Origin of the sequence: Paenibacillus sp. RC84 (assembly GCF_041260495.1) — a bacterium.
Taxonomy (GTDB): domain Bacteria; phylum Bacillota; class Bacilli; order Paenibacillales; family NBRC-103111; genus Paenibacillus_F.
This window is the reverse complement of the sequence record NZ_JBGBYL010000015.1, coordinates 22,325-48,201: the sequence shown is the minus strand read 5'-3', so window position 1 is coordinate 48,201 and position 25,877 is coordinate 22,325. Positions and strand designations below refer to the sequence as shown.

Below are 25,877 nucleotides of genomic sequence, written 5' to 3'. Positions count from 1 at the left end.
AGTAAAAATCCCCCAGACACAAGGCCTGGAGGATGGGATTACGCATCGTATGTTGTTGACGATTAAAAGCTATTTCACCAGACCCAGCAAAATCTCGCGGATCAGCTTGGCCGCTACGATCTGTGTCTGTTCGGACGGATCGTATACCGGGGCCACTTCAACCACGTCGGCGCCTACGATGTTCAGCTCGGAACCTGCGATAGCGTGAATAGCCGCAAGCAATTCCTTGCTTGTGATACCGCCAGCTTCGGCTGTGCCTGTGCCCGGCGCTGCGGACGGATCGAGCACGTCGATGTCGATCGTCAGGTAAACCGGACGGCCCGCAAGCTCCGGCAGCACCTTCTTGAGCGGCTCCAGAACTTCGAACGGGTAAAGGTTCAAGTTCTTGCGCGCGTATTCGAACTCTTCGCGCATACCGGAACGGATACCGAACTGGTACACGTTCTTGCCGCCGATAAGCTCGGCCGCTTTGCGGATCGGCGTCGAGTGAGACAGCGGCTCGCCTTCGTACTGCTCGCGAAGGTCGGCATGCGCGTCGATGTGAATGAGCGCCAGATCCGGGTACTTCGCGTACACTTCGCGGATAACCGGCCAGGACACGAGGTGTTCGCCGCCCATACCGAGCGGGAACTTGCCGTCGCTCAGAAGGCCGCGGACGTATTCGCCGATGATGTCGAGGCTGCGTCCCGCGTTGCCGAAAGGCAGCATCAGGTCGCCGGCGTCAAAGTAATTCACCTCGTCGAGGCTCTTATCGAGATACGGGCTGTATTCTTCCAGCCCGATGGAAACTTCACGGATGCGGGCAGGGCCGAAGCGGGAACCCGGACGGAAGCTGACCGTGTAGTCCATGGGCATTCCGTAAAGTACGGCACGGGAGGACGCGTAGTCCTCGGAGGCGGCGATAAAAATGTTACCGGAGTAAGCTTGGTCTAAACGCATGCGGTCATCGCACCTTTCTGTTCGGAAACGGTCCTTATTTTACGAGATCTTCAACGAATTTAGGCAGAGCAAACGCGGCCTTGTGGAGGCGCGGCGTGTAGTATTTCGTTTCGAATTCGGGAATCGAAGCTTCTTCGACTTGAAGCGGATCGTATTTTTTGCTGCCCAGGGTGAACGTCCAGAGACCGCTCGGGTAAGTCGGAATATTCGCGCCGTAAACACGGACGATCGGGAATATCTCACGAACGTCGCGGTTAACCGTTTGAATCAGGTCCGCTTTGAACCAAGGGTTGTCCGTTTGCGCCACGAAAATGCCGTCTTCTTTAAGCGCATCGTAGATGCCTTGGTAGAAGCCTTTCGAGAACAGTTCCACGGCCGGACCGACGGGCTCGGTGGAATCCACCATGATCACGTCGTATGTATTTTTGTGATCGTGGATATGCATGTAACCGTCGTTGACGATGACTTCGACACGAGGGTTGTCCAGCTCGCCGGCAATCTCGGGAAGGTATTTCTTCGAATACTCGATTACTTTGCCGTCGATTTCAACCAGAACGGCTTTCTCCACTTTCGGATGCTTGAGCACTTCACGAATGACGCCGCCGTCGCCGCCGCCTACCACAAGAACGTTCTTAGGGTTCGGGTGGGTAACCAGGGCAGGATGCGCAACCATTTCATGATAGACGAATTCGTCTCTTACGGTCGTCATGACCATGCCGTCCAGAACGAGCATGCGGCCCCATTCGGCTGTATCGATCATGGCCAGATCCTGAAAATCGGTTTTCTCGGTCACCAGCGTTTCTTTAATCTTGGCGGTGATGCCGAAGTCTTCCGTCTGTTTCTCGGTATACCAAAGTTCCATATTCCCAGCCTCTTTTCTTAAGTATAGTGATGTAAGGAGTGCATGCGGACAAGCCCGGAAATGAGACCGACCGCTCCATTATTTCGTACTGAATAGTATCCTCATCATTGTACCACAAGCGGGTAAATCCATGCGCGGAATGAGCCTTGCGCCTTGAGGGTTTGCACGCACAAATTGTATTATAGAGGATTGAACCCGAAATGCAAGAAATTTGCAGGACGGACGGGCCGTTTTACGAAATTTTAGGAAGCGGAAGGGAGAATACCTGAATAGGGGCCGGAAAGCTTTTCCATACTGTGTAATATGCCGCTATTATTTATCCTAAGCTCATGCTTGAACCCGCTAGGCCCGACAAGAAAGGAGAGTGAGTGACTCTTGGCCGACGACCAACAGAACGAACCCGAAAACAATGCCGCTCCCGACAAAAAGCCGCCAGGTCCAGCGGACAAGAACTGGCCTCGCCGTTTAAAACGGGGATTCACTTTCTCCTTTACGACGTTTCTGGTCCTGTGCGTACTGGGAGGAGTGTTCCTTCTCTATCTGCGCTCACAGGCGCTTCCGGTCACGAAGGTACTCCAGACGTCCCAAATTTTTGACGTTAACGGAGCTTTAATCGATACGCTGGATTCCGGCCAGAACCGCAAGATCGTGCCGATCAGCGACATTTCCGTGTATGTGGTTAAAGCGACGCTCGCGATAGAAGATCAGAACTTCTACAGTCATCCGGGCTTTGATGTCAAAAGCATTGCGCGCGCAGCCATCGTCAATCTGAAAAGCATGTCCAAGGTGCAAGGGGCCGGGACGATTACCCAGCAGCTGGCAAGGAACTTGTATTTGAATCATGACCGCACCTGGACGCGTAAAATCAAAGAAACGGTGTATGCCGTGCAGATGGAGATGCAGCTGACCAAGGATCAGATTCTGGAAAGCTACCTGAACCAGATTTACTACGGCCATTCCACGTATGGAATCGAGGCGGCTTCCCAGCTGTTCTTCGGCAAGCATGCCAAGGACTTGTCCCTGGCGCAGAGCGCGATGCTCGTAGGCGTACCGAAAGGGCCGAAATTTTATTCGCCCTACTATAACATGGAGAATGCGATGGACCGGAAAAATGTCGTGCTCCAGACGATGGCGAAGGAAGGCTTCATTACCCAGCAGGAAGCGGATGCGGCCAAGCAGGAGAAGCTGACCGTTCAGCCGCTGGTAGAGAAGAAACCTTCGCAGGCCCCGTACTTCCGCGACTATATCAAAACGCTGGCCGTGCAGAAGCTCGGCATCACGGAAGATCAGTTCGAACAAGGCGGCCTGAATATTTATACGACGCTGGATCTGAAAGCGCAGAAAATCGCGGAAGAGCAGATGACCAAGCAGCTGCCCAAAGAAAGCGAGATTCAGGGCGCTCTGATCTCGCTCGATCCGCGAACCGGCTACGTTAAAGCGATGGTAGGCGGCAAGGATTACGGAGCGAATCAGTTTAACCGCGTGTTTGCGACGACCCGCCAGCCGGGCTCCTCCTTCAAGCCGTTCGTCTACCTGACGGCTCTGCAGAACGGCTTTACGCCGCTCAGCACCGTCCGAAGCGAACCGACCGTCTTCAAATACGATGAGGGCCGGCAGTCTTACACGCCCCGCAACTACAATGACCAGTACGAAAATGCGGACATCGACATGCGCCGGGCGATCGCGAAGTCGGACAATATTTTCGCCGTCGATACGATCCTGAAGGTCGGTCCCCAGAAGGTCATCGACAACGCGCGGAAGTTCGGCATTACAAGCGATCTGAAACCGCTGCCCTCCCTCGCGCTGGGCACCTATCCGGTCAGTCCGTACGAGATGGTCGCCGCCTTCTCCGCCCTGGCCAACCAGGGAGTCCGAGTCGAGCCAACGGCCATTATCAAGATCGAAGATATGGCCGGCAGCATCCTCTATCAGGCTGCGCCGAAAAGCGAACGCGTCGCCGATGCCGCGCCCGCTTACGTGCTCACCCATATGATGGAGAGCGTATTCGAGGATGGCGGTACCGGCAGCCGGGTGGCCGCCACGATCAAGCGGCCCGTCGCGGGCAAGACGGGCACGACCGACACCGACGCGTGGATGGTCGGCTACACGCCCGAGCTGGCCACCGCCGTCTGGGTCGGCTACGACAAAGGGCGTGCGATCAACACGGCGGAATCGCATCTCGCTTCGCCGATCTTCGCCGGCTACACCGAAGCCGTCCTGGAGGCGATTCCGCCTAAGCTCTTCCCGGTGCCGGAGGGAGTCACGACCGTCTACATTGATCCGAAGAGCGGCAAGCTCGCCAATGAAGACTGTACGACCGGCGCGCGCAACGAGGCGTTCCTTTCCGGCACGGAGCCGAAGGAGTACTGCACGAACCGGGCTGCCAAAGGCAAAGGGTTCGGCAGCGGAGCGCGCTCCTGGTGGGAAGATGTGAAGCGCTGGTGGAACGAGTAGCAGAAGCGGAAGGCAGAAGCGGCAGCGATGCCGACAGATTCTCTCCGTTGAGGGTAACACCCGCAGACCCATTCCCGGTAAAAAACAGAACAAAGGCAGATGGCGAGCCCTCGCTCCCATCTGCCTTTGTTGTTTTCCAATCGGATTAATACCGGCCGGTGAGGATTTGTGTTCAGCTTCTTTCGTGGCTTGAACCAGGTTCTTTTATTGAAGCTTCTCCAAGCGGCGAAAGCCCTTTTACAGGAAATAACCGGGTGAACAGTCATTTATCTCCAACGCAAAAAGGCAGAACTAAGCGTCCTTAGTCTGCCTTTTTGCTGTCCTAGTATATGAGTGTAACATACACTAGTGTTAGTATACCCGCTTCCCCTGGGTCTCACAATCCATGACACAATTTGTACACATTTTCCGCAAGGCTAGGCAAGCGCCTGTTTAAGCTCCTCGGAAGAGTGGTTCCACCATTCCTCGTTATGCTCGATCAAAGCCTTGCGCAGCGCGGATTTTTCCGTTTCATCCAGACCTTCTACCATGATCTTGCGCTTCATTGCGGCGTCCATCCGGTTCACGTGATCGGCTAGGATTTTCCAGCCTCTGCGCGCTTCCGTATCGATCAGCATCTCGCAAGCCGTCACTCCGCCGTAGGAAGTTCCTTCCGGGGAACGGTCCACGGCTACCCATACGATCCAGCAGCGGCGTCCGTCCGGGACGTCTTCTTTGTTCGTCGAGAATTTAATCCGCTTCTCCACCTGGCTCTTCGCGTGCAGCGCGCCCATGTCGAGATAAGCTTCATCTCCGTCGAGGATAAGGCTGGATACGTTGCTCAGATCAATCGAACCCGCCCCGAATCCTTTGTGATTCACCTTCGTGCTGACGATATTCAGCGCCGCCGGTTTTTTCTTCGGTTCTTCTTTATGGGAATCCATGAAAGGCACCTACGCTTTCCTAGAAAAATAATTCTGCTCTTCTTCATTTATTTTAGCTAATAATCCCCGGAATGCAAACATATACATGCTGTAGATGCTTGTCAACGGGGTGAAAATCATGAAAGTAAAGATGGCCAACCGAAAAAAAGCCTGGCTCGTATCCGCAGCCGCCGCGTTCCTGGGCGCAGCTTTCCTCGCAAACTCGCTCCTTTCTTCCCCTGAAGAAAGGACGGGCCAGACAAGCCGGGCCGTTCTGTCCGGAACCGCTCAGAATCCAGTCGCCCCGGTGAATGCGGAACCTTCTTCTTCAATCGGTCAGCCGCCGGCGACAGGAGAAGGTGTCCACCAGCCTCTCAGCAAGCGCATCGTCGAATATCACATCAATGTGGAATACAGCCCGGAAAACCAGAAGCTCCTCGGCCAGCAGACCGTCACCTGGAAAAATCCGGGCAGTCAGCCTGTGCAGGAACTGTACATGCATCTTTATCCGAATGCCTTCGCATCGGAAAAGACGACTTTTATGAAGGAATCCGGCGGCAAGCTGCGGGGAGACGAAGCCAAAAAAGGCAGCTTCGGAGATATGGAACTGCGCAGCATCAAAACCGAGGACGAAACCGACCTCAGCTCCGCCATGCAGTTCGTCCAGCCCGATGACGGAAACCCCGACGACCGGACGCTGATCAAGATTACGCTTCCGAAGCCTGTCGCCGCAGGAGGCGCCATTACGCTGCATACGGATTTTGCGGTCAAGCTTCCGCAAGTGTTCGCTCGCATGGGCGTAACGAAAGATTTCGTTATGGCGGGACAGTGGTTTCCCAAGCTTGCCGTGTACGAGCCTGCCGGCACCCGGGGACGGACCGCGGAAGGATGGAACCTGCACCAGTACCACGGCAATTCGGAGTTTTACGCGGACTTCGGCATTTTCGATGTCCGTGTGAAAGTCCCGGCGGATTACATCGTGGCCGCCACCGGTTTTCCGACCAAAAATCCGGTCGTCGAAGCCGGTAAGAAAACCTATCAGTTTTATGCGGATGACGTGCACGATTTCGCCTGGTCCGCTTCGCCCAACTTCAAGGTGTTTGAGGAGCCCTATGCCGCTCCCAATTTGCCGGGGGTCAAGATCAAGCTGTACCTCGACCCCAAGCATGAACCGTACAAGTCCCGCTATATGATCGCCGCCAAAAAAGCGCTGAGCCGGTACTCCCAGTGGTATGGTACGTATCCGTACTCGACCTTATCCGTTGTCGTGCCTCCGGAAGAGGCTAACGGGGCGGGCGGCATGGAGTATCCCACGCTCGTTACCGCTTGGGGAGCCTCCGAGGGGACGCCCGACTTGGAACTCGAGCGGGTCGTCGTCCATGAGATCGGCCACCAGTTCTGGTACGGACTCGTCGCCACCAACGAGTTCGAGGAAGCCTGGCTGGACGAAGGGTTCACTTCCTACACCGAGGATAAGCTGATGGAACTGGAATACGGGTCGAAACCCAACCTCCCGGTCGAAGCCAGCTATATCACCTCTCCGGCCGCGCTGCAGAAAAATGCGTGGGGTTACCGCAGCCACGGCGAGTACGCCGACAACGTGTATACCCGCGCCAAGCTGGTTCTCAAGGAAATCGAAAACCGTGTCGGGCTGAACACGATGGACCGCATTATGAAAACATACTTCCAGCGCTGGAAATTCAAGCACCCGGGAACCCGCGATTTTCAAACGGTCGTGGAGGAAATCACCAAAACGAAATGGACGGAGTTTTTCGATCAGTATGTATACGGCAGCATGATGACCGACTATGCGGTCGATAGCATCCGCATTCGCCAGGCGAACGAGTCGGGACAGACGTTGTACGAAAGCAGCGTGCTGGTCCGCAAGTTCGGAGGCACTGTACCGGCTGTGCCGATCCGGTTCCATTTTGCCGACGGTTCGACGACAGAGAAGATCTGGGACGGACAGGGCGAGCAGATCGAATACAAGCTGACCCATAAATCCCCGGTGGATTGGGTTTCCCTGGATCCCAAGTACACCCTGAAGCTCGAAAACCGGCATATCAACAACTATATGAAAACCGAAGTCGACACCACGTGGAGAATCCGCTGGACCCTCGGCGTCGTAAAACTGCTGGAAACGCTGTTCGATACTGTAGCCTGGTGAGGTGATGAGATGCTCCGCTATCTTCGACAAGGCTTGACGGCCGCCCTCAAGCAGCCGTTCGCCGTTTGCGTGCTGTATGTGTACCAGTTTGCCTGGGGAATTCTGCTTTATAAATGGGTCCAATCCATTATCGTTCCCCTGCTCCACCGTTATCCGGCCAACGATCAGCCCCAGAGCGCCGTTCATTTGTTCTTGATGGAAAGCCAGTTCCGGCTTGTAAAAACGGATCTCATCCAGCCGTATCTCGAATGGCTTCTCATCCTGCTGGCCGTCCGGATGCTGATCAGCCCCATGCTGAACGCCGGCGTGCTGTACTCTCTGGAACACCGGCAGATGAATGCGGGCTACCGGTTTATGAAAGGAATCCGCGAGCTGCTGCTGCCCTTCTTCCTCTATTATCTCCTTCAAACGGTCCTGATGCTTGCGCCGCTCTACTGGCTGGCTCCCAAAGCGCTTGCTTTGTTCAACAAAGCCTACGGATTCGAGCAGCTCCTTCTGTCCATGCTTCCCTGGACGGCTCTCTATGCCGTGTATGCCCTGCTTGTTCAGCTCCTCTTCCTGTTCCTGCAGTTCGGCCGGGCCTCCGAGGATCGACGGGGACTTCTCTCGGTGCTTCCGGTCGTGTTCCGCCAAGGCTTACGGATCGCGGGCAATGCCCTGCTGCTCGTCCTGCTCGGCTTCCTTCTGGCCGTCGCGGCGACTTATGCCTCCTATATATGGGCAGGCCTGACGGCCCTCATTATCCACCAGTTATACCCTTTGGTCCGCACCTTCGTCAAAATGTGGTCCATCGCCGCGCAGCGTGAAATCTGGGAAAGCTACCGCACCTAGAAAGGCCTGTTTTTCTGCCCGTAAGCCGGGCGGCAAAACAGACGAGTCACAAACGCCACCCTCTTCTTAACCGTGCTCTTTCCGGATTGTTCCGGCGCGATATCCGTCTCCCCCTGCCGTTCACCGGCCAGGGGGTTTTTAGTTTCCATTTGCGTTTTTTTCAGCTATCATGGAAAGATAGAAGATAAAAGGAGGCATTACCGATGATATCCCCACGGACAAGCACCGTCGTGGCGGCAGTAATTGGCCTTTGTGTCGCCGCCGGGTCGTTCTTTTACGGACAGTCCGACGTTAAAGCCAAAGAGGTTGTGGCGATCGGTCACGACGTCCGCATCTCCAACCAAGCTTTCGACAAAATGAAAGCCGAAGTCGACCTGGCCTTTCAAATGCAGGGCGCTCAAAACAATTTGACCAACGATCAGCTTCTCGATCTGATGCTTAAGGACGAGCTCTTCGTCCGTTACGGCCAGAAGCGCGGCGTCAAAGTCAAAGAAGCCGAAGTGAAGCAGGCTATCGACCAGCAGCGCAAAGCGCTGGAAGCGGCCGGTCCCGAAGCGGCTCAGTTGAAAGAGATGCTCTACAAAAGCGCCGGCTTGACCGAAGCGACCTACTGGACCGATCCTAAAACCGTCAACCAGTACGCCAAATATCTCCTCCAGCAAAAGACGATCGAGTACCTCGTCAAAAAAGGCGAGCTGAAAACGCAGGAAGACCTCAACGCCCTGCAAGAAAAACTGCTTGCCGAAACGAAACCGGGGCTGCGCGTGAAGTTTCCGGATCAGCCGAAAACTTAGATTGCCTCTAAGCTGAAAGACATGGAAAACCCGCCCTTTTTATACAAGAAGGCGGGTTTTTTGATCTATTTTTTGCCCTGAAATCCGACTAAATAACTGCTTTTGAAACTTTTTTGTAACTATTTTTAGTTTTTTGGAAGGAATTTCTGGACCTATGGCGAATATTTAGTGTCGAACAGAAAAAGATTGCCGAATTTCTTCTTAGACGAAAGGAAGAGAACGGGGGATCCACTCTGGGTGAATTGATCTTGCAACAAAGGGATCATAGGGGACCTTCTACCGAACCCTCCAGCTAACCTCGTAGGCACAGGAAGGAGCAACACAGTTGAAGAAAGTCTTGTTGTTTGTTTTGAGCTTGACCCTGTTTTTGAGTGTGGAGATCGGCAGCGCTTCCGCGAAGTCGACGCTCAGTTCCACGATTGACGGATTGGTAGGGACGCCTTACAAGTATTCGGGCACATCGACCAGCGGTTTTGATTGCTCGGGTTTCACGTCCTACGTATTCGACCGGTTCGGCATTGATCTGGCACGCACTTCAAAAGCACAGAACGGCCAAGGATCCTCGGTTGCGAAAAGCGATCTGAGACCGGGTGACCTTGTATTTTTTAACACCGACGGAAAAGGCATCTCCCATGTAGGTATTTACATCGGGAACAACAAGTTCGCCCACTCCGCTACGAACAAAGGTGTTACAAAGAGTGACTTGAGCGAATCTTACTATGCGAAACGATACGTTTCTGCACGCCGCGTTATCGGCGATGACCTTTTTAATAAGATCACTGCAGACTAGTAAGACGCACTCGTAATGGAACGCAGCATATACCCGAAAGGGAGCCCCGTAATCCAGGTTGCCGCCTGGCTTGCCGGGCTTCTTTTCATTTGCGCCGGATTTCCTGTTACTATGAAGTTAGACGAAAAAGTAAGGAGCGTCCCTTCATTATGATCCTTTTTATTCATCGCAAAGATCTGCGGATTGACGACCTCACTGCGTTTGATTACATTCACAGCTTGGGGCGTCCAAGCCTGCACATCCTGATTCTGGACCCCTTCCTTCTGCGCGACGGCCGGGACCGGGAACACAGCGGAGTCAACTTCCTCCGTCACGTCTCCAGGCTCATCCGCGAATACCGGAGAGCCGGCGCTCATCTGGAAGTGCTTGCCGGCGAGCCTCATGCCGTGGTCGATCAGCTGCTGGCCGAGCTGCCGATTGAAGAAATCGTCCTGCACGGCGACGTTACGCCCTACGCATTAGTACGTGACTGCAAACTGAAGGTTTCAGCTTCCGCCCGCGGCGTTCCGGTTACCACACTGATCGACTATACGCTCGCCGATTTCGGAGACTTCCAGCACTTCGCGAAGCGCAGCGCCCCTTACCAGGTATTTACCCCTTTTTATAAAAAATGGAATTCTTATATGCATCTTTTTTTCCGGCCGTCGTCGCCCGTCACCGTGCGCGATTTGCAGACACGGCCGCTGCCGGACCGCGAAGCCTGGTCCGCCCGGTTTCCGCTTCCGCTGGACCCGGAAGCGGCAGGCACGGCGCCTGATCCCGCTCAGACTCTGAGCGGTTTTCTCGAAGGAGGTCTCCGCGCTTATGAAGCGCAAAGAGACCGGTACGCCTTCGAGACGACCAGCGGGATCAGCCGCCACCTGAACACCGGCGCGCTCTCCGTGCGCCGGGCGTATGAAGCCGCTCTCGGCAGCGAGTGGCACGAAGCCTGGACGCGCCAGCTGGCGTGGCGCGACTTCTACCTGTACCAGGCCGTCTATAATCCGGATTTCTTCGTCTACGAGAAGAAATTCGACTTCTCCGGCCTGGAGGACACACTCTTCGAGCGGTGGTGCCGGGGGCAGACCGGCATTCCGGTCGTGGATGCGGCCATGGCGGAGCTGAACGCCACGGGGCACATGCCGAACCGGCTGCGGATGGTGACGGCCATGTTCCTGACCAAGAACCTGCGCTGTCCCTTCACGCTGGGTGAACGGTATTTCCGGCGCAAGCTCGCCGATTACGACAACGTGCTCAACCGGGGCGGCTGGCTGTGGAGCGCTTCGCTCGGCTTCGACGCGTCTCCGTACTTCCGCGTCATGAATCCCGTCACCCAGTCGGAGACGCATGATCCGACGGGCATGTACATCCGGCGGTGGCTTCCCCAGCTCTCTCATCTGAGCGATAAGGAAATTCACAAGCCGCAGGCGGACGCGATTGTCGATCTGAAAAGCTCCCGTGCGGCAGCGATCGAGATTTACAAGCACATGCTGGCGGAGGCTAAACCTGATGCCGGTGCGGGTCCGGCCGGATTTTCTCCGGATGGCTCTCCCCCTGTTTAAAGCTCCGTTCTTCGGGTAAATAGAAGTACGAGGTGATAAACATGGAAAATCCAATGGTGAAATGCAGCATTGCCAACTGCGAATACTGGGAGCAGGGCAATAACTGCAGTGCGGAAGTTATTATGATCGAAGTAAACGCTCATTCGAACAAGCCACAACCGCAAGAACGGGACGGTCTGCCTTACGATTCCGGACATCAGGATTCCGCCGATGGCATCACCGACACCTGCTGTCAAACTTTCGAGGAACGTCATCATCACTAATTTCAATCAAACGTTTCATTAAAAAATGAAAATGCCGACAGCAGAGGAGCCGTAGAGCTCCCCTGCTGTCGGCTTACAAAAATAATCCCGCTGAGATCAGCGGGTGATTAAAGGCCGCGCAGGCTTCATCCTGCCCGGCTTTTTTTGTATGGACACGCTTCGTTTACTCTTGCAGGATGGTTCTATACGGAATCCCGTCCTTCTCCGCCTTACCAGCCGAGATCCAGTTTCTTTCCGGTCTCCACGAACGTTTTGATGGCGCTCAGCAGCATCCACCATGCGGGGTCCGCCTTCTCGTAGGAAGGGTGATTGTCGACCCACTCATCGTTGATCAGGGTTAATTTGGTGCAGCCGCCGACCGGCTCCAGCTTAATGGTTACCCGCGTTGTGATCTCCGCATGATTCGGATAATAGGAAGGTCCGGGATGTTCCGTATAACTCAGGATACGGTTCGGCTCGTATTCCAGCACTTCTCCGTAAATATGGACGGTCTGCTCGCCGTCATTGCCGGGTCCGATATACCGGATAGATTCACCGGGGACATAAGAAGAATCGATCACACAGTCGAAAAAGATTTTACGGGTTTTCTCCGGCGTTACGAAAACATCCCACACCTGCTCCGGGCTGCCGTCGATATAAAAATGATAAGTGAGATCCATTGAAAATTCCTCCCTAGCCTAGTGTCGGCGTCTTGTGATAGCTTGGCCGTTTTGCTACCATCAACTTTACAGGGCCACGGCGCAAAGCGATTGTAAAAAAGCGACATCTTCCCTGAGACTTCATCTGGAACGGAGGCGGCTCCGCATGAAACCCGAGGAGAACCCGGTCGTCGTCAACAAAGGCATTTTGAATTACGAAAAGGGCCGGCAAAAGTTCACCATTTCCCGAAGATTGCCCGCTCCGGAGCTGGCTTTTTTTATCCGGCATTACTGGCTGATTCATTGGGACTTGAGAGGACTTCCATCCCATACCCAGGAGGTGCTCCAGCCTCCATGCTTTAATCTGGTTTTCGAAAAAGACAACACGCGGATCTACGGGACGAATAAGGGGAAAATGTCGCAGCTTCTTGAGGGCAAAGGAGAAGTATTCGGCGTTTTGTTCCGGCCGGGCGGGTTTTATCCGTTTTATCGGCAGCCTGCTTCGGAGCTGGTCAACCGCAGCCTGCCCTTCCAGGAGGTTTTCGGCAGAAGCTGCCTTCCGCTGGAAGAGGCCCTTTTCTCCGAACCGGATGAAGAGGCAAAGGTCCGCTTCGTGGATGATTTTTTCATTAGAGAGCGGCCGCCGGCTGACGAACAAATCGAAATCGTCAATTCGGTGATCGATTATATTGCGGGACACAGGGAAATCAACCGGGTTGAGGACGTTGGAGCCAGGTTCGGCATCTCCGCAAGAACGATGCAGCGGATGTTCAGCCAGTATGTCGGCGTCAGCCCAAAATGGGTTATCAAGAGATACCGCTTGCAGGATGCCGCCGTATCGGCGGATGCGGGAGAATCGCCGGACTGGTCGAAGCTCGCGGTAGATCTGGGCTATTACGACCAGGCACATCTAATTAAAGATTTCAAAACGGTTATCGGCAAATCTCCGGAGGAGTACGTGCGCGGTAAACAAGGTTAGATCGGCAGAGCTGCATAAAAAAATGGAACGGCCCGCCGATTTAGCGCTTGGAAGCACTCTGCAATTCAGCGAGGCCGCTTTCTGAAAGTAGTCTTTAGTCCGCTTTCCGTAAAGACGGGATTTTAACGATCAGCCAGAAGGTAAAGGCGAGCAGAAGAAGAGCGCCGCCCATTACAATGTTCTGTATTTCCACACCAACGCTGAGAAGCAGTGAAGTCAAACCGTATGAAATAGGCGTAAGTCCCATGGAAGACATCGTCTGAATACTCATCACACGACCGATATAGGCATTGTCGGCATGATTCTGGATCACGGAAGTGGCGCAGATGTTCGAGATTCCCATCGAGATTCCCATACAAGCGGCGAACACGGCTCCGGTCCACAGTGTGCCGGCCATGCTCAGCGCGAGAAAGCTGAACGACAGGCCTAACTGGGCCAATACGCTAATCAAGCCTCTCCGGCGTTTCAAGTTGAGAATGCCCAGCACAATCGAGCTGACCAGCATTCCTCCAGCCAGGAAGGATTGCAGCATACTGAAATCGAGTGTCTCCCCGTGCAGAACGTGTTTGACGAAAACCGGGATGCCGATTGCAAAGGGACCGGTAAAAAACAGATTCAAAAACAGCGTCTTCAGCACAAACGCCTTCAATACGGGTGCTTGACGGACGTAGCCGATCCCTTCCTTGACGCTGGTCAGCATCGGAATCCGTTCCGCTTTCGTGTCCGGCGATGGGGATTTCCGCACGCGGACAAGCAGCGCGAATAGGGCGCCTAGCGCCAGCAGCACGGTAATCAGGCCGAAGATCCCTTCATACCGGAGAGCGACGATGACAAAACCGCTGATCATCGGCCCGAATATCGAGGCGGACTGATTCGTCGTCTGGATAATGGAGTTGGCCCTCGTCAGCTCCTCTTTGGAGACGATTGACGGGACGATCGAACCAGAAGCGGGCCAAAAGAACGCGTCCAGTATGCCGAACAGCAGCGCGAAAGCGGTCAGGGCTCCCAATCCGATTCCCCCGCCCTCCACCAGAACCAGAACCAGGGCGGCGAGCAGCGCCGATTTGGTTATCGTCGACACGAACATGATCTTCGACGGGCTGATCCGGTCCGCCAGCACGCCCCCGATCGCCATGAACAAGACGCGGGGCAGCGTCCCGATCAGATAAATAACGCCGAGGGAAGCCTCCATGTTCAAGACGTTCACCACGTACCAGGCTTCCGCGAAATAGAACATGTTCAGGGCGAGGCCGGAGAAAATCGTAGACAGCCACAGCATCGCGAATGCCCTTTCCCGGAAGAGCGAAGATGCCGGCCGGGGCATCCTCTCCGCTCGGATTCGGGCCTCCAAGCTACTCATCTTCCTTCTCCTCTTTGAAATACGGCTCGTCGATCTGGAACGCTACCGTCATCAGATAAAAAGTTTCCATCTCCTCTTCCGAAACCTCTTCTTCCGCCATCCGGTTCAGCTCCTGGATCAGCTCGTGATACTTCGCGACCCATTTCTTAAACTTTTCCTTCGGAATGTTCACCTCAGTCTGACTGGCTATGCGGTGCCACTTCCTGTGGTCTTCGGAATCCGTCAGGAAGGCGCTCTCCGGAGCCGCCAGGGCACGGCTCTTGGCCCGGTCCAGAGTGGATAGCGTCATCAGCCGGCGGCTCTCCCCGTATTCATTGTGAAAGGATAGCAGCTCCGTAGACGGAATAAAGCTTTTCGCCACGGCTTGATACAGCTTCTGGGTCATGTTCCCCTTGCGGTTTTCCTCCACCAGCCGAATCAAGCCGTTCTTCTCCAGATCCTGCAGGTGGTAGTGGATTTTCGAACGCGATTCCCCCATCTGCTGGGAAAGCTGCTGCCCCGACCGCGCCTCCTCCACCAGCAGGCACAGGATTTCGATTCGCAGCGGATCGCTCAAAGATTTCAACTGTTCGAGATTCGTTAATACCATAACGTCATTTTGTTTTTCCATACATGTCAGCTCCATTTTACTTGTCAGTTTTTATTGACAACAAGAACTTACCAAATAATCTTCTCTCCTGTCAAGGGGGATTCCGGAAAAAGAAAAGGCTGCATGGGATACTTTGCGTACCTCATGCAGCCTTTTAGAGAGAAGACCCCTCAAAACTCGGATCGGGATAATGCTGGCTCCCGAATTAATTTTTGTACAGCTTGCCGTGCCAGTTCATAAAATTGTTCACGACCACATTCAGAAACTCAATAGTAGGCTCGTGATGCAGGTTGCCGTCTTTATCGATTTTTTCATGGACAAGGCCTACGTACACTTCGTTACCGGGGAGCAGTACAGAGGAAATGCCGGGCGAGAACAAAATATCGCGCAGATTCTCCTGTGCCCGCACAGTGCCTAGAGTTCCCATCGAAGCGCCCATGATCCAGGATGGCTTGCCGATCATCACCCGGTCACCGCGCGACAGCCAGTCCAGGGCATTTTTCAGCACGCCGGGGATGGAGTAGTTATACTCGGGCGTAACCCAAAGCACGGCATCGGCGCCTGCAATTTTGCCGCGGAAATCCAGCACCGACTGGTCCGGATTCAGCTCGATATCTTCGTTGTAAAACGGCAGATCGTTTACGCGGACGATTTCCACGTCGAGCCGGTCTTTGAAGGTCTTCTGCACATACTCTGCAAGCTTCAGATTATATGAGTTTTTGCGGTTGCTTCCGATAACTGCTGCGATTTTCATAAGCGAACCCTCCGATATATAGTTTTAGTTGCTATATCAACTAAAAGATGAACAGGAGCGCAAGACGGGCTACCGCTTACGCACATTCTCGCGGACCTTTGTAAGAAGCCTCTTCAGCTCGGCCGTCTCTTCAGCCGTAAAGCCTGCTCTGAGATGCTGTTTCATATGGCTGCTGATCTCTTCCACGTTTGCTTTTAGCGCCCGTCCCTCATCGGTCAAATACACTTCAATCGAGCGGCGGTCGCCTGCGCTGGGAGTACGGCGTATAAAGCCTTTGTTCTCCAGACTGGCAAGCATTCGCGTAATGCCGGATTTGTCTTTGCTGAGGCGTTCCGCGATCTCGTTCTGCGACAAGCCCTCCTGCCTCATGAGAAGCGCGATCACCAGATGCTGTTCCGGAGCAAGCTGCATGGGAGCCAGCCGTTTCTTCAAGTAGCTGGTAATCTCCAAATCCGCCATATGGATCATCAAACCGATATGTTCTTCCATGTCCCGTTCCATTCGTTCACCCTGACCCTATTAGTTGATATATCAACAATTTCACTTTTATTATCTTAAAAACTTGGTGGAAAGTCAAGGGAAACGGGATTGTTGCAGACTGGTTTTGGATAAATTGGATTAGTCTAAACTAAACCTTGATAACCATGCAAAATTATCCCACGATGGTTCATGGGGGAACAGACAATCAGCATGCAATCTTTATATCCCCACATGACCTGAAGGAGTGATGTTGTTTGAATAGGAACAAAAATACAAAGAGCCTCCGCAGCGATGAGGATATGGAGGACCCTGACTCATCGGAGCTGGCCGTTGAGCTTAAAGAGAAGCTCACAGGGGCATGCGATCGGACAGGTGAACGTTACCGAACAACCGTCGAACTCAAGCCTGTTGATGAGAATAACTGGTATGACTGCACCGAGCTTGTAGTTACGGACGAGCAGAAGAACGTATTTCCCGTTCCGGTTGTGTATTGGCTTGCAGAGTCGGCTTATTGCGGCTTCACTCCTCTTGCCATGTACAATGGCGAACAGTTAATCGGATTTGCGGTCTACGCCGTCGATCCTGACGATGGGAGCTACTGGATCATGGCCTATATGATCGATCATAAGTTCCAGCATAAAGGCTTGGGGCGATCCGGCATGAAGGAACTGGTACGTTACATCCACGAAAAGCACGGCTGCGACAAAATCGTACTCGGGCATCGGGCCGAAAACGAACGGGCGTCCCATTTATATGCTTCATTAGGTTTTGAAGAAGTAGACCGGGACGGCATCGAAATTATACGGGAATTGACCCTTTCGAAACCATGATGATTAACGTTCGGGACTTAAAAGAGCCGCAAGATTTGCGGCTCCTTTCCATTTCCCCCGAGACCCGGCAGGCTACCGTTTATCGGATTGCTTAATTTCTTCGGAAGTAACGGTTGCGCCAGCAATACAACACCTCGAAAATCGCGAATACGCCAACTACCGCAGCAACCAAAAGAATTACCGAGATACCGAAAACGGTCATCGTCCCCGTAGTTCCTTTATCCTCCAGCAGAAGCACACTGCCGGCGACCCAAAGAATGTCGATCACGGCAATGACAAGCACCGCCGATGGAGGAACCATACTTCTGGATACGGTCCAAACGAGAAATGCGACAAACAAGAGTAGAAAAACCGCGGTTTCGACCAAGGCGGTTCTACTTTCTAGTCCCGTCCATTCGGCGACATACCCGGGAAAGGCCAATAACAGCAGCCCGAATATTCCGGACGAAACGGCATTCGTCAGCAAAACTTTACGGATGAGAGTTTCTCCTGTCGGCGTTATTGCTTCATTTGGTTTCATCTTGCACACCTCTTTCTTTCGGGGCGATTATTGATCGGCTTGTACGGCTTTCACAAGTGAAGAAATGATTCCCAAGTGCACGGCTTCGTGGATAAAAGCGAAGTTAAACAACTCGCCTGCCGTCTCGAACCTCAGCGGCCCCATTTCAAACGGCGCGCTCAAAGGTGCATTCAACGACTCGATGTCTAGATTGGACAAATCGTCAAGCTGCGCGGATAAAAATTGAATCAGCTCCGACTTCGACGGAGGCGTGACGGTCCAGTCCGACGGCTTCGTTCCGGTCATAAATAAGCCGGCATAGCTTTGCGGCAGCTTCGTATTTAACGCCGGACCTGCGGAGAGAAACCAATTCAGCATGGTAACGATATGGCCGGCGTTCCAACGAACCGTATTATTGAATCCTGCGGGCGTAATATCGTAAATTTCTTCCGGAATCGCTTGAATGGATCCGACAACCAATTGATGAGCCGTTTTTGCGGTTTGGATGCTTGCTTGTGACATTGTACATTCCTCCTAATGGTTGGGTTGTGCCTGACAACACCGAGATTAGCCTACAAACGACTGCCAGAACCATGCTTTTCACTGCCGTTTGGTGCCAATCTTGCCTATTTTCGTTCAAAAAAAAGGCGGCCGCTTCCCTGGGTATTCCCAAGGAAACAACCGCCATCCATGTCATTCATTTTTATTCCGCCTTAATAAGGCATTCTTCTCCTTTAGACTTGTCGCAATAAGACGCGCGCCGGCGTTCTGCCAATTATAGCAGGTGCGCTCGGGCACACAGGTACGGAACCACTCCAAAGCTTCTTTGGAAGGAGCATCCAGTTGATTGTTCGAATAACGCACGCTATACGGCTTAATGCCGGCGACGTAAGGAAAGTACAAAGCATTATAAAATTTCCATTCGTCCGTCGTGCCAAACGCTTCATCCGGGCGCGGCTTCATTTGCAATATACTTTCGATAAGCAAAGACTTAAGCTCGTTAGCACGTTCCACTACACCATCCGCCGCCCCGGATTTCCGAAGCCGCTCGTCAATTAGCGCCAATTGCGCCAGCGGACTTGCCGCCAATCGCTCCAAGTTCCCCAAGTTACTAGTCGCTCGCCGGATATGACGGTAGAACTCCTCATTGTCCATCTCCTCCGGATTCGCATCGTCATCAATACGGACCTGAACGCTTTCGACCAGACGCAGTTTGGTGCGTTCCGTGCGCAGCTTCGGGAACGTCATTAGAGCAATGTTGTCGAGTAAAGCCCGAATCGGATATACAAACACTTGGAATGCAATGGAAACCATTATGCTGACCATCAATAACAACAGCGTCGCAAAATCGAATCCCGTCCCCGTTCCGAGTATAATTACAAGGGCGACCTGACCGGAAAAAATGAGTGTAAAAAAGACGGAATAATCGAGAGACCGGAACAAATCCGGCAGCCAGGATTCCCCCTGCTCCCTGATCTCCTTGACTATCGTATATGCGCCAAACAGCAGCATTCCGGCACTGTTGGCCACAAGCGTCCACTTATTCCATACAACCTCAGGAAAAAACAAATTCAAAACCGTCATACAGGCAAATACAAAAAGCGGCACATAATTAAAGACATAGAAGGGAAAAGGCCGTTTAGTCCCACCGGACACCGCCCCCCATATGGAAAGCACCGTTACCAGGATAAAAAACACACATACTGCTGCTTTGCTGGAAACGAAGTATATGTCCGGATTAGCAGCGAAGGCCAGCCAAATCACGATGCCTACTGTCAACCCCGTCAGAACATACCTCCATAGCTGCCATAATACGTTTCGTTCACCCTCCTCTCGGGAGACAGTAGATAGAACGGCACCTTGCCACAATACCAAGGGCAGATAAAAGCAGATGTCCCGTACCGTGCTTAGCGGCGGCGCCATAAACGGGTCCCCTTGGCTATAGGGCATCAGTAAAGTCACCCCGAAACCAAGCGAGCAAACAATTACGCCGAGACCGGCCAGCAATAGCCGAATGTTTCTTACATCGCGATTAACCATGTATAAGCCGAACCAAAACAAGAGTCCGAAGTAGCTGAGCTGCACAATGATCAAGACGATCGTTCTCCTTTACCTGAGAGCCATCTTCAGTAAGATAAAGCAAAAAACCCACCCTATAGGTAGCCGCCGAAGGTGAGTTGGGTTCCAGTCATTATCTTGAAGGAATATCCCATCCAAAAACCGATTATGTAAGCTGAATGTCCGCGTACTCGTTTTTTCTAACGTAATTTTAACATGGAGGGCTCTCATTCAACAATAAGCGATGCCTGCAATGCCAAAGGAATGAAAATGCTGCTGACAGCACCCTAAGGGATGGATGGGTTGTGAGTGTATTTGCCTCAAATCAAAGCAGATTAAAGAATTGCCCACTCTTTCTCTGCTTGCCCAGAATATATTACAGATATCAATCAATAGGAGTTGATATTTTGGTACGTATTCTCGATAAAGCTGCCGTTCAGCCGCGCCGCAGATTCAACTTAGCAAACTCATTTATTATCCGACGTTCACCAGCAAGATCTCGTCTTGCAACAATCACAATCCTTATTCCAAGGAATTCTCAACCTAATCGGGTAGATTTGGTAGCAACCGTCGGTGTTCGAGGTGTCACTGGCATTGCCCAAATATTATTTAGAATCTTCCGCGATGGGAAAGAGATTTTCAACACACAGCAAGGTATCGAATCTGCTGGTTCTGAGCAAAATTATGCGGTTACGTTCCAGGCGGAAGATAGAAATGTAAGAACGGGCACCCATGTTTATACAGTCACAGCAGAAAACCTTACTGCAAATACAAGAGCAGATGTTGTCGGGCCTATATCGTTCAGCGGGCTTGCCGTTAAAACGAGAACATAACAACCCATTTGCATTTTTCAGCACCTGAATAGAGAGACCTGCAGATGTCTCGATTCGGGGAATGGTGTAGATGACAAAGTAAAAGCAGCTCGTTCCTTATCAGAGGATGGGCTGCTTTGTTCTAGTACGGAAGAGACGGCAACTTAAGCCTGCACGGCACTGCTGATCGAATCGAACGGGTCACGCTTGCCCATGCGGAAACCGGGGCGTCGGATGAAGTCGAAGTGGATGAAGTCGTCGTAAGTCACGGATATGATCGTGATTTCGGAAACCTCGTGAAATGGGGACTGGAGCGTGAAGACTACGGAATCACCGTCGACGCGAAAATGCGGACGAGCCAGTCGGGCATCTTCGGCGCGGGTGACTTCATCACCTACGGCAGCGGCCAGGCACCGAACGAATCCTCTTCGATCAGCAGCCTGGCTTATTGTTTTAACAAGGACTTTCGACAGGAAGCAACGATGTTTAGCCTTCTCGCAAAAGGGATTGAGGGGTTGTGGCATAAAACTTGCATGCATATCCTTAATTGTTGGGTCTGTTTGAAGCCCACTCCGTCGCTCTTGCCATTAATTCGCTAACAAATGATTCCTTGCCTTCTTGATACTTATATGTGTTGTCCGGAAACTTTTCAGCCAGGCTTATTTTCAATTCACCGTATTTTTTAGCTTCTTCAGGATGGGCGAGTAAGTATCCTTTGAAATCCAAATGCTTTTTAATGTTTATATTGTCGGCAGCATAGGTATGTACGTGATGGGTTCTATTATAGCCACCCTTTGTAAAATATCTTCTTCCTTCGATCCCTTGCTCCCCTCGGGTGGCATACCCCAGTTTGACCATTCCATCAACGTGTGAGTCGACTATATTAATATCCCCTACAACAACTAATAGGTCTATAATCGGTTTCGCATAACCAATATAGGGAACCGATGTACTTCCAATGTGATAAATATCAAGAATGTTATCACCAAAAATCCGTCTTATTTCCTTTGCTTCTACTGAATACATCTTATCCCATTCCTCAGTCCAAGCAGATATTATCGTTTTTCGCATAAATTCTCCTTTGGATTTTTGAAGGGTTCCGAAACAAAAAAATGGGGGTTCCGATCAGCGCGGCGGGGATGCCTCGGAGGATATGCCAGCACTTTCGTGTGCAATAATCTCCCTTGGCTACGCTTGAGAGCAATTCAAGAGTAAGAAGCCCGGTTGTTTGCAAGCCATCACAGTTGAACTATCGTTCCGTTAGTTCAATAATGATTTGGTTTTCAGCAGACTTTCCGTTTCCTGAATAAGATCGTGCATAATGCTGAACGCCTTCTTTAAACAATCTTGATCTTCTGTGATTAAGCCGTAGAGTTCATTTATTCTATGGGAATATTCGTTTGGTATTATGTCTAATGAATCGGCGATAGCGGTAGCTCCCTTCTCGTTCATCAAGTAGGTTTCATTAATTGCAAACAAAACCTGATTTAAGCAAGATACCGACCTGAAACAACATCCGGCGATATAGGATAAATCTTTTTTGTAGATACCTTTATATCCATTATCGAGAGAGAAGGCTGCCTCCCAAAAAAATTTTTGAATGATTGCTTTTTGAAAAGCGGGTGGAAATGGAATTGTTCTATTCTTCAGCTTTCCTACTACTCCAGAAGGGTCCCATAACACTTTGCATAACGCTATTTCCGCAAAATAAATCGAGTTGACAAATCCATGAGGATGTCCTGGCTGGTAATCAATTGTAATATCTCCCCTAACACACTGTTCAATCACTTGTGACACTTTATTTTGATCGCGGAATAAAAAATCGACTGGAATTTGATTAACTTTCAACCAGCCACCGCCATTAATCCATGGTCCCCATTCACCAATTTCTGTCACCAAGTTATCTCTACGGTCGTCATCCAGTGCAGCAGCAACCCGACGGAGCCCGGAAATGTCCAGTCCTTTATCGGAATCGTAGTAGATACCAATATCAATATCAGAGTTGGGGCTTTCAGCCCCCCTGGCTCTTGAACCGCCTAGAACCAGAGTACTTACCCCGTCGATTTGTTTTAAGCTGTCCACTATATTCGAAATTGTGTCTTGTACATTCATACTTCCCGCACCAATCCTAATTTTCATTATGTTCAATTATAGTCAATACAGTTCAAACAGTATGGTTTGAGCCAAGGCGAGGTATACTCCTGTGGCTGAGTCAAGCCGAACGGATCGCCAACAAAAGGCCAAGTGAAGCAAAGCGATGAACCGAAGGGATGGATAGGTTGTGGTTCGGTCAAGACTCAGCTGTTTGCAGACTGTTGATGAACGTTTGCAGCTTCAAGGAACGAAAACAACTGTCGATTCATTTCATCGGCACCTGTTCCAAGCCAAATCAAGTGTCCCCATAAGTCAAGCTCGCAAAGTCGGGAGTTCGGTATTAATCGACTAGCATGCCGAGCATGATCCACACTGACGGATGCATCATGAATACTATGCATAATTAGAGTAGGGCACTTGATGGCAGCAAGTGCTGAAGTCGCATCTTTACCCGTATGAACCAAATCTATCAGAAAGCCGTGTCCTGACCGCTGTTGAGCTATAATGCTTTTAAATTTCCTGCGATCGGCATCATTGATTTGCGGTAATACCTTCTCCTTGGGCAGTTTGCTAAAAGAGGGAATCATATTGCTCAACAGAAAGGACGGAAATAGCTTATTCAAAAGTCGAATCATGGCCCAAACGTATTTTTCTATAGGAGGCCGAAACAAGAATTGAGCAAATTTATACAGCTTGTCGTCTGGACTTAACCAGCATTGGGTTACGGCGGATTGCAAGACAAGGCTTCTTACTCGATTTGGAAATCTGGATGCCAAATGAATTCCGCTCGGGCCTCCGGCGGACATAGCAATAACATGGACCTGGGGAATTTGCAACTCATCAAGCAACTCGATATATGAATCACATGCGACAATAAGCGATTCTCCAAGTTCCTTGGATGTTCTGCCGTAACCCGGCCTCGAAGGAGTAATGACAGAGAAGTGACGAGCCGCGAGTTCGTTTCTGCCTAATTCTCCATAGCAACTCGAATGGCCCCCGTGCAGAACCAAAACCGGTTCTCCTTGGCCGACAATGCTGTACTCTAAGATAAATCCGTCTTTTGTCTGGTGTTGACGAATAGACTTATTCATTTACACCCTCCATAAATAAACTTAAATTCGTTATTGAAGCAAAAAATCGTAATCGTTTTTAAAGAATGGCTTGCAGACCTTGAAACCAAACCAGCAAATATTGGCGAACCATTCTTTTGCAATCTTCGGTTCCTTCATGGAGCCTAATAATCTCAAAATATCCTTGTAGAAATGCGACAGAAACAGGCCACGCGACTTGCGGCTTCAAGCCCTCCCCGCCCTTATTGCTGTAATCCGTTAAATGTACAGCTACATTATCCGCCATCATTTGGTGAAATTTCTGAACGGCGTTTTCGTTCCGGGTGCCTCTAGCACCATCGATTAAAATCAAGAGTGGTGTACGGTATTCAACGACGATATTCGTTAAAGCTTCAACGATAAGTTCAAAGATATTCCTTTGACCGTGTGGTTGAGCATGATGATTCTTTATCAGCGTTTCCAGCTCATGGTACACCGGCGATATAACGGAATCAAACAAGTCTTCTTTATCCGTATAATATCTGTACAAGTTCCCAACGGAGATACCTGTCTGGGCCGCAATTCTTTTCATGGATGCCCCCGCATATCCGAATTGAGCAAACTCAACTTGAGCACTCTTGATAACCGCTTGCCTCAATTCCTCTTTCAAAACCTGAACCATAAATGAACCTCCGTTCACTATTGATTGTAGAAAAAAATTTCCATAAACGCAAGTTGTTTGTTTAAAGCATACCCGCAACTGCCTTTTTCGACTTTATGTTTGCAAACTGTCGAATGGAAAGGGCCGCAACAGCCCGCCCTTCGGCAGTCTGTCACAGCCCTCTCAACCCGCAGCCGCGATAACCTACGGCCTATTCCTCGCCACCCGCCGCCATCGGATTCCCCGCGTAGGAAACCCAATCGCTCCAGCTGTCCTCCTATGTTATGACGTCGGATTATTATGACGCCTATGCTACAATAAGGTGACAAAGGGGGCGTCATTATTGAGTAAACAAAAAATCGTGATTATTGGCGCAGGAATTGTAGGGGCGTCCGTGGCCTATCATCTGGCCAAACGAAATCAAGATGTAACCGTTATTGAACGACACCCCGCCGCGGCGCGTGGAGTCACGGAAAAATCGTTTGCCTGGATACATACGACGCATAGGGTGGCTCCCGAATACTGGCATTTGTACGATGCGGCTTGTGAAGAATATCATGCGCTTCAGCAAGATTTGTCCGAACTGCACATTCATTGGCACGGGGCGCTGACTTGGGACAATCCGTCCCTAAGGGAGCAACTCCGTTTTCAAAAATTAAACCGGGAGCAGCTTGAGGCATTGGAACCGAATCTGAAGGAATATCCGGATGAAGCGATGTTTGTCAGCGAAGAAGGGGCGGTGGACCCGATAGGGTTAACGGATCTGTTGTTGAGCAAAGCGCGGGAGTACGGAGCAAAGGTTCAGTTCGGTACCAACGTTACACAGCTGCAGCAAGAAGATTCCTGCCTGGTCGGCGTCCACACGTCCAAGGGTTTTCTGGAGTCGGATGTCGTGGTATTGGCCGCAGGTACAGGCATACCCGAACTTTGCAACCCGTTAGGTTGTCCCGTGCCGGTAACGCCGTCGCCTTCCATTCTGATTCGGATGAAAACTGAGAATAAGCTGATACGCACATTAATCTCAAATGCGCAATTTGAAGCGCGTCAACTGACGGATCAAACGCTGCTGGCTGCGGAAGATTATATCGACGAGTCGGAAGAAAACGGGCCAGAGGCGGTCGGCAAGCGAGCGTTCGAGACGTTGCGTCGCAGTCTAAAGGGCGGAAATCAATTGGAACTGGAAAGCATCCGGGTCGGGATGAGACCAATGCCTGAAGACGGCTATCCGATCGTGGGCTTCCATGATCACATAAAGGGACTTTATCTGACAGTGATGCATTCTGCAATTACGCTTGCGCCGCTGATTGCACGTCTGGCTGCAAGTGAAATAATCAATCGGGAATCAAGAAGCGAATTAGTCCCTTGTCGACTCTCCCGTTTTAAGGACCACACGAGGGATGACCCCGCTGTTTCTCGCGCGTGAGGTTGTGAATCAAGTGGAATCGCATGCACGTGCAAATTGACCTCGATACTCCCGGACACAAAGCAAAGGAGTACATCGTCACATGAGCGACGACGTACTCCGTGTTAC

The 25,877-nt window shown here is 51.6% G+C and carries 27 protein-coding genes and 1 riboswitch; of the genes, 12 read left to right on the top strand and 15 right to left on the bottom strand.

From position 1 onward, the window contains the following. Positions 1 to 69: 69 nt before the first annotated feature. Positions 70 to 939, bottom strand: a complete 870-nt coding sequence (gene speB, locus ABH899_RS26945; RefSeq protein WP_370001896.1) for an agmatinase — start codon at positions 937 to 939, stop codon at positions 70 to 72. A gap of 34 nt (positions 940 to 973) precedes the next feature. Next, a complete protein-coding gene (speE, locus tag ABH899_RS26940; RefSeq protein ID WP_370001894.1) occupies positions 974 to 1,801 on the bottom strand; it encodes a polyamine aminopropyltransferase in 828 nt (275 codons plus the stop codon). Between the two features lie 375 nt (positions 1,802 to 2,176). On the opposite strand from speE, the gene ABH899_RS26935 reads away from it, so the two are divergent. Next, positions 2,177 to 4,255: a transglycosylase domain-containing protein gene (locus ABH899_RS26935; protein WP_370001893.1), complete on the top strand. Its 2,079-nt coding sequence runs from the start codon at positions 2,177 to 2,179 to the stop codon at positions 4,253 to 4,255. A gap of 416 nt (positions 4,256 to 4,671) precedes the next feature. Here the strand turns inward: ABH899_RS26935 and ABH899_RS26930 are convergent, their stop codons facing one another. Next, positions 4,672 to 5,178 (bottom strand): YwhD family protein, encoded by a 507-nt coding sequence (locus ABH899_RS26930; protein ID WP_009671595.1) that lies wholly within the window; start codon positions 5,176 to 5,178, stop codon positions 4,672 to 4,674. Positions 5,179 to 5,296: 118 nt separating this feature from the next. Between ABH899_RS26930 and ABH899_RS26925 the strand changes: the two genes are divergently transcribed. From ABH899_RS26925 to ABH899_RS26900, 6 genes are all read left to right on the top strand, one after another. Beyond that, a complete protein-coding gene (locus ABH899_RS26925; protein ID WP_370001891.1) occupies positions 5,297 to 7,324 on the top strand; it encodes a M1 family metallopeptidase in 2,028 nt (675 codons plus the stop codon). Between the two features lie 9 nt (positions 7,325 to 7,333). Then, positions 7,334 to 8,155, top strand: a complete 822-nt coding sequence (locus tag ABH899_RS26920; protein ID WP_370001889.1) for a hypothetical protein — start codon at positions 7,334 to 7,336, stop codon at positions 8,153 to 8,155. 203 nt (positions 8,156 to 8,358) lie between these two features. Next, on the top strand, positions 8,359 to 8,949 hold the full coding sequence (locus ABH899_RS26915; RefSeq protein ID WP_009671606.1) for a SurA N-terminal domain-containing protein: 591 nt from the start codon (positions 8,359 to 8,361) through the stop codon (positions 8,947 to 8,949). Positions 8,950 to 9,126: 177 nt separating this feature from the next. Beyond that, positions 9,127 to 9,271, top strand: a riboswitch (cyclic di-AMP (ydaO/yuaA leader). A 3-nt stretch (positions 9,272 to 9,274) separates the two neighbouring features. Continuing rightward, positions 9,275 to 9,739: a C40 family peptidase gene (locus tag ABH899_RS26910; protein WP_009671580.1), complete on the top strand. Its 465-nt coding sequence runs from the start codon at positions 9,275 to 9,277 to the stop codon at positions 9,737 to 9,739. 149 nt (positions 9,740 to 9,888) lie between these two features. Then, the gene (locus ABH899_RS26905) at positions 9,889 to 11,280 is read left to right on the top strand and encodes a cryptochrome/photolyase family protein (protein WP_370001886.1); all 1,392 of its coding nucleotides are present in this window, start codon (positions 9,889 to 9,891) and stop codon (positions 11,278 to 11,280) included. A gap of 41 nt (positions 11,281 to 11,321) precedes the next feature. Further along, positions 11,322 to 11,543, top strand: coding sequence for a DUF1540 domain-containing protein (locus tag ABH899_RS26900; protein ID WP_218231742.1), 222 nt, complete (start codon positions 11,322 to 11,324; stop codon positions 11,541 to 11,543). A gap of 209 nt (positions 11,544 to 11,752) precedes the next feature. Here ABH899_RS26900 and ABH899_RS26895 read toward each other — a convergent pair whose 3' ends face one another. Then, positions 11,753 to 12,202: an SRPBCC domain-containing protein gene (locus ABH899_RS26895; protein ID WP_218231743.1), complete on the bottom strand. Its 450-nt coding sequence runs from the start codon at positions 12,200 to 12,202 to the stop codon at positions 11,753 to 11,755. 145 nt (positions 12,203 to 12,347) lie between these two features. Here ABH899_RS26895 and ABH899_RS26890 point away from each other — a divergent pair, with 145 nt between their 5' ends. Further along, the gene (locus ABH899_RS26890; RefSeq protein WP_370001884.1) at positions 12,348 to 13,160 is read left to right on the top strand and encodes a DUF6597 domain-containing transcriptional factor; all 813 of its coding nucleotides are present in this window, start codon (positions 12,348 to 12,350) and stop codon (positions 13,158 to 13,160) included. Between the two features lie 94 nt (positions 13,161 to 13,254). On the opposite strand, the gene ABH899_RS26885 is transcribed toward ABH899_RS26890, so the two are convergent. The 4 genes from ABH899_RS26885 to ABH899_RS26870 form a co-directional block, all read right to left on the bottom strand. Further along, entirely contained in the window at positions 13,255 to 14,520 is a 1,266-nt protein-coding gene (locus tag ABH899_RS26885) for an MFS transporter (protein WP_370001882.1), read from the bottom strand. After that, the gene (locus tag ABH899_RS26880; RefSeq protein WP_370001880.1) at positions 14,513 to 15,130 is read right to left on the bottom strand and encodes an ArsR/SmtB family transcription factor; all 618 of its coding nucleotides are present in this window, start codon (positions 15,128 to 15,130) and stop codon (positions 14,513 to 14,515) included. Before ABH899_RS26880 ends, ABH899_RS26885 begins: the two co-directional genes overlap by 8 nt. Positions 15,131 to 15,314: 184 nt before the next feature. Continuing rightward, positions 15,315 to 15,863, bottom strand: coding sequence for an NADPH-dependent FMN reductase (locus ABH899_RS26875; RefSeq protein ID WP_370001878.1), 549 nt, complete (start codon positions 15,861 to 15,863; stop codon positions 15,315 to 15,317). 69 nt (positions 15,864 to 15,932) lie between these two features. Continuing rightward, entirely contained in the window at positions 15,933 to 16,364 is a 432-nt protein-coding gene (locus tag ABH899_RS26870) for a MarR family winged helix-turn-helix transcriptional regulator (RefSeq protein WP_370001877.1), read from the bottom strand. Between the two features lie 233 nt (positions 16,365 to 16,597). Between ABH899_RS26870 and ABH899_RS26865 the strand changes: the two genes are divergently transcribed. After that, complete coding sequence (locus ABH899_RS26865) at positions 16,598 to 17,173, top strand: GNAT family N-acetyltransferase (RefSeq protein WP_370001875.1); 576 nt, start codon at positions 16,598 to 16,600, stop codon at positions 17,171 to 17,173. A gap of 91 nt (positions 17,174 to 17,264) precedes the next feature. On the opposite strand, the gene ABH899_RS26860 is transcribed toward ABH899_RS26865, so the two are convergent. From ABH899_RS26860 to ABH899_RS26850, 3 genes are all read right to left on the bottom strand, one after another. Further along, positions 17,265 to 17,693, bottom strand: a complete 429-nt coding sequence (locus ABH899_RS26860) for a hypothetical protein (RefSeq protein WP_370001873.1) — start codon at positions 17,691 to 17,693, stop codon at positions 17,265 to 17,267. 27 nt (positions 17,694 to 17,720) lie between these two features. Continuing rightward, the gene (locus tag ABH899_RS26855) at positions 17,721 to 18,194 is read right to left on the bottom strand and encodes a DinB family protein (RefSeq protein ID WP_370001871.1); all 474 of its coding nucleotides are present in this window, start codon (positions 18,192 to 18,194) and stop codon (positions 17,721 to 17,723) included. A 171-nt stretch (positions 18,195 to 18,365) separates the two neighbouring features. Beyond that, on the bottom strand, positions 18,366 to 19,757 hold the full coding sequence (locus ABH899_RS26850; protein WP_370001914.1) for a hypothetical protein: 1,392 nt from the start codon (positions 19,755 to 19,757) through the stop codon (positions 18,366 to 18,368). 380 nt (positions 19,758 to 20,137) lie between these two features. Here ABH899_RS26850 and ABH899_RS26845 point away from each other — a divergent pair, with 380 nt between their 5' ends. Then, positions 20,138 to 20,563, top strand: a complete 426-nt coding sequence (locus ABH899_RS26845; protein WP_370001869.1) for an exosporium protein C — start codon at positions 20,138 to 20,140, stop codon at positions 20,561 to 20,563. Between the two features lie 224 nt (positions 20,564 to 20,787). Continuing rightward, positions 20,788 to 21,141, top strand: coding sequence for a hypothetical protein (locus ABH899_RS26840; RefSeq protein ID WP_370001867.1), 354 nt, complete (start codon positions 20,788 to 20,790; stop codon positions 21,139 to 21,141). Here ABH899_RS26840 and ABH899_RS26835 read toward each other — a convergent pair. From ABH899_RS26835 to ABH899_RS26820, 4 genes are all read right to left on the bottom strand, one after another. Beyond that, positions 21,086 to 21,613: a GrpB family protein gene (locus tag ABH899_RS26835; protein ID WP_370001866.1), complete on the bottom strand. Its 528-nt coding sequence runs from the start codon at positions 21,611 to 21,613 to the stop codon at positions 21,086 to 21,088. The two genes, ABH899_RS26840 and ABH899_RS26835, sit on opposite strands and share 56 nt — an antisense overlap. A gap of 189 nt (positions 21,614 to 21,802) precedes the next feature. Then, the gene (locus ABH899_RS26830) at positions 21,803 to 22,654 is read right to left on the bottom strand and encodes a nucleotidyltransferase domain-containing protein (protein WP_370001864.1); all 852 of its coding nucleotides are present in this window, start codon (positions 22,652 to 22,654) and stop codon (positions 21,803 to 21,805) included. A 185-nt stretch (positions 22,655 to 22,839) separates the two neighbouring features. Continuing rightward, positions 22,840 to 23,727, bottom strand: a complete 888-nt coding sequence (locus tag ABH899_RS26825) for an alpha/beta fold hydrolase (protein ID WP_370001862.1) — start codon at positions 23,725 to 23,727, stop codon at positions 22,840 to 22,842. Positions 23,728 to 23,785: 58 nt separating this feature from the next. Further along, positions 23,786 to 24,367 (bottom strand): TetR/AcrR family transcriptional regulator, encoded by a 582-nt coding sequence (locus ABH899_RS26820; protein ID WP_370001860.1) that lies wholly within the window; start codon positions 24,365 to 24,367, stop codon positions 23,786 to 23,788. A 322-nt stretch (positions 24,368 to 24,689) separates the two neighbouring features. Here ABH899_RS26820 and ABH899_RS26815 point away from each other — a divergent pair, with 322 nt between their 5' ends. Further along, entirely contained in the window at positions 24,690 to 25,769 is a 1,080-nt protein-coding gene (locus tag ABH899_RS26815; protein ID WP_370001858.1) for an NAD(P)/FAD-dependent oxidoreductase, read from the top strand. Positions 25,770 to 25,877: the final 108 nt, after the last annotated feature.

What these genes read in the sequence shown, in the direction of transcription:
- ABH899_RS26930 (WP_009671595.1), bottom strand. Translation starts at nt 5,178, where the DNA reads ATGGATTCCCATAAAGAAGAACCGAAGAAAAAACCGGCGGCGCTGAAT.
- ABH899_RS26835 (WP_370001866.1), bottom strand. Translation starts at nt 21,613, where the DNA reads ATGCGAAAAACGATAATATCTGCTTGGACTGAGGAATGGGATAAGATG.
- ABH899_RS26860 (WP_370001873.1), bottom strand. Translation starts at nt 17,693, where the DNA reads ATGAAACCAAATGAAGCAATAACGCCGACAGGAGAAACTCTCATCCGT.
- ABH899_RS26885 (WP_370001882.1), bottom strand. Translation starts at nt 14,520, where the DNA reads ATGAGTAGCTTGGAGGCCCGAATCCGAGCGGAGAGGATGCCCCGGCCG.
- ABH899_RS26920 (WP_370001889.1), top strand. Translation starts at nt 7,334, where the DNA reads ATGCTCCGCTATCTTCGACAAGGCTTGACGGCCGCCCTCAAGCAGCCG.
- ABH899_RS26895 (WP_218231743.1), bottom strand. Translation starts at nt 12,202, where the DNA reads ATGGATCTCACTTATCATTTTTATATCGACGGCAGCCCGGAGCAGGTG.
- ABH899_RS26870 (WP_370001877.1), bottom strand. Translation starts at nt 16,364, where the DNA reads ATGGAACGGGACATGGAAGAACATATCGGTTTGATGATCCATATGGCG.
- speB (WP_370001896.1), bottom strand. Translation starts at nt 939, where the DNA reads ATGCGTTTAGACCAAGCTTACTCCGGTAACATTTTTATCGCCGCCTCC.
- ABH899_RS26830 (WP_370001864.1), bottom strand. Translation starts at nt 22,654, where the DNA reads ATGAATGTACAAGACACAATTTCGAATATAGTGGACAGCTTAAAACAA.
- ABH899_RS26900 (WP_218231742.1), top strand. Translation starts at nt 11,322, where the DNA reads ATGGAAAATCCAATGGTGAAATGCAGCATTGCCAACTGCGAATACTGG.
- ABH899_RS26855 (WP_370001871.1), bottom strand. Translation starts at nt 18,194, where the DNA reads ATGTCACAAGCAAGCATCCAAACCGCAAAAACGGCTCATCAATTGGTT.
- ABH899_RS26925 (WP_370001891.1), top strand. Translation starts at nt 5,297, where the DNA reads ATGAAAGTAAAGATGGCCAACCGAAAAAAAGCCTGGCTCGTATCCGCA.
- ABH899_RS26880 (WP_370001880.1), bottom strand. Translation starts at nt 15,130, where the DNA reads ATGGAAAAACAAAATGACGTTATGGTATTAACGAATCTCGAACAGTTG.
- speE (WP_370001894.1), bottom strand. Translation starts at nt 1,801, where the DNA reads ATGGAACTTTGGTATACCGAGAAACAGACGGAAGACTTCGGCATCACC.
- ABH899_RS26915 (WP_009671606.1), top strand. Translation starts at nt 8,359, where the DNA reads ATGATATCCCCACGGACAAGCACCGTCGTGGCGGCAGTAATTGGCCTT.
- ABH899_RS26875 (WP_370001878.1), bottom strand. Translation starts at nt 15,863, where the DNA reads ATGAAAATCGCAGCAGTTATCGGAAGCAACCGCAAAAACTCATATAAT.
- ABH899_RS26825 (WP_370001862.1), bottom strand. Translation starts at nt 23,727, where the DNA reads ATGAATAAGTCTATTCGTCAACACCAGACAAAAGACGGATTTATCTTA.
- ABH899_RS26890 (WP_370001884.1), top strand. Translation starts at nt 12,348, where the DNA reads ATGAAACCCGAGGAGAACCCGGTCGTCGTCAACAAAGGCATTTTGAAT.
- ABH899_RS26820 (WP_370001860.1), bottom strand. Translation starts at nt 24,367, where the DNA reads ATGGTTCAGGTTTTGAAAGAGGAATTGAGGCAAGCGGTTATCAAGAGT.
- ABH899_RS26905 (WP_370001886.1), top strand. Translation starts at nt 9,889, where the DNA reads ATGATCCTTTTTATTCATCGCAAAGATCTGCGGATTGACGACCTCACT.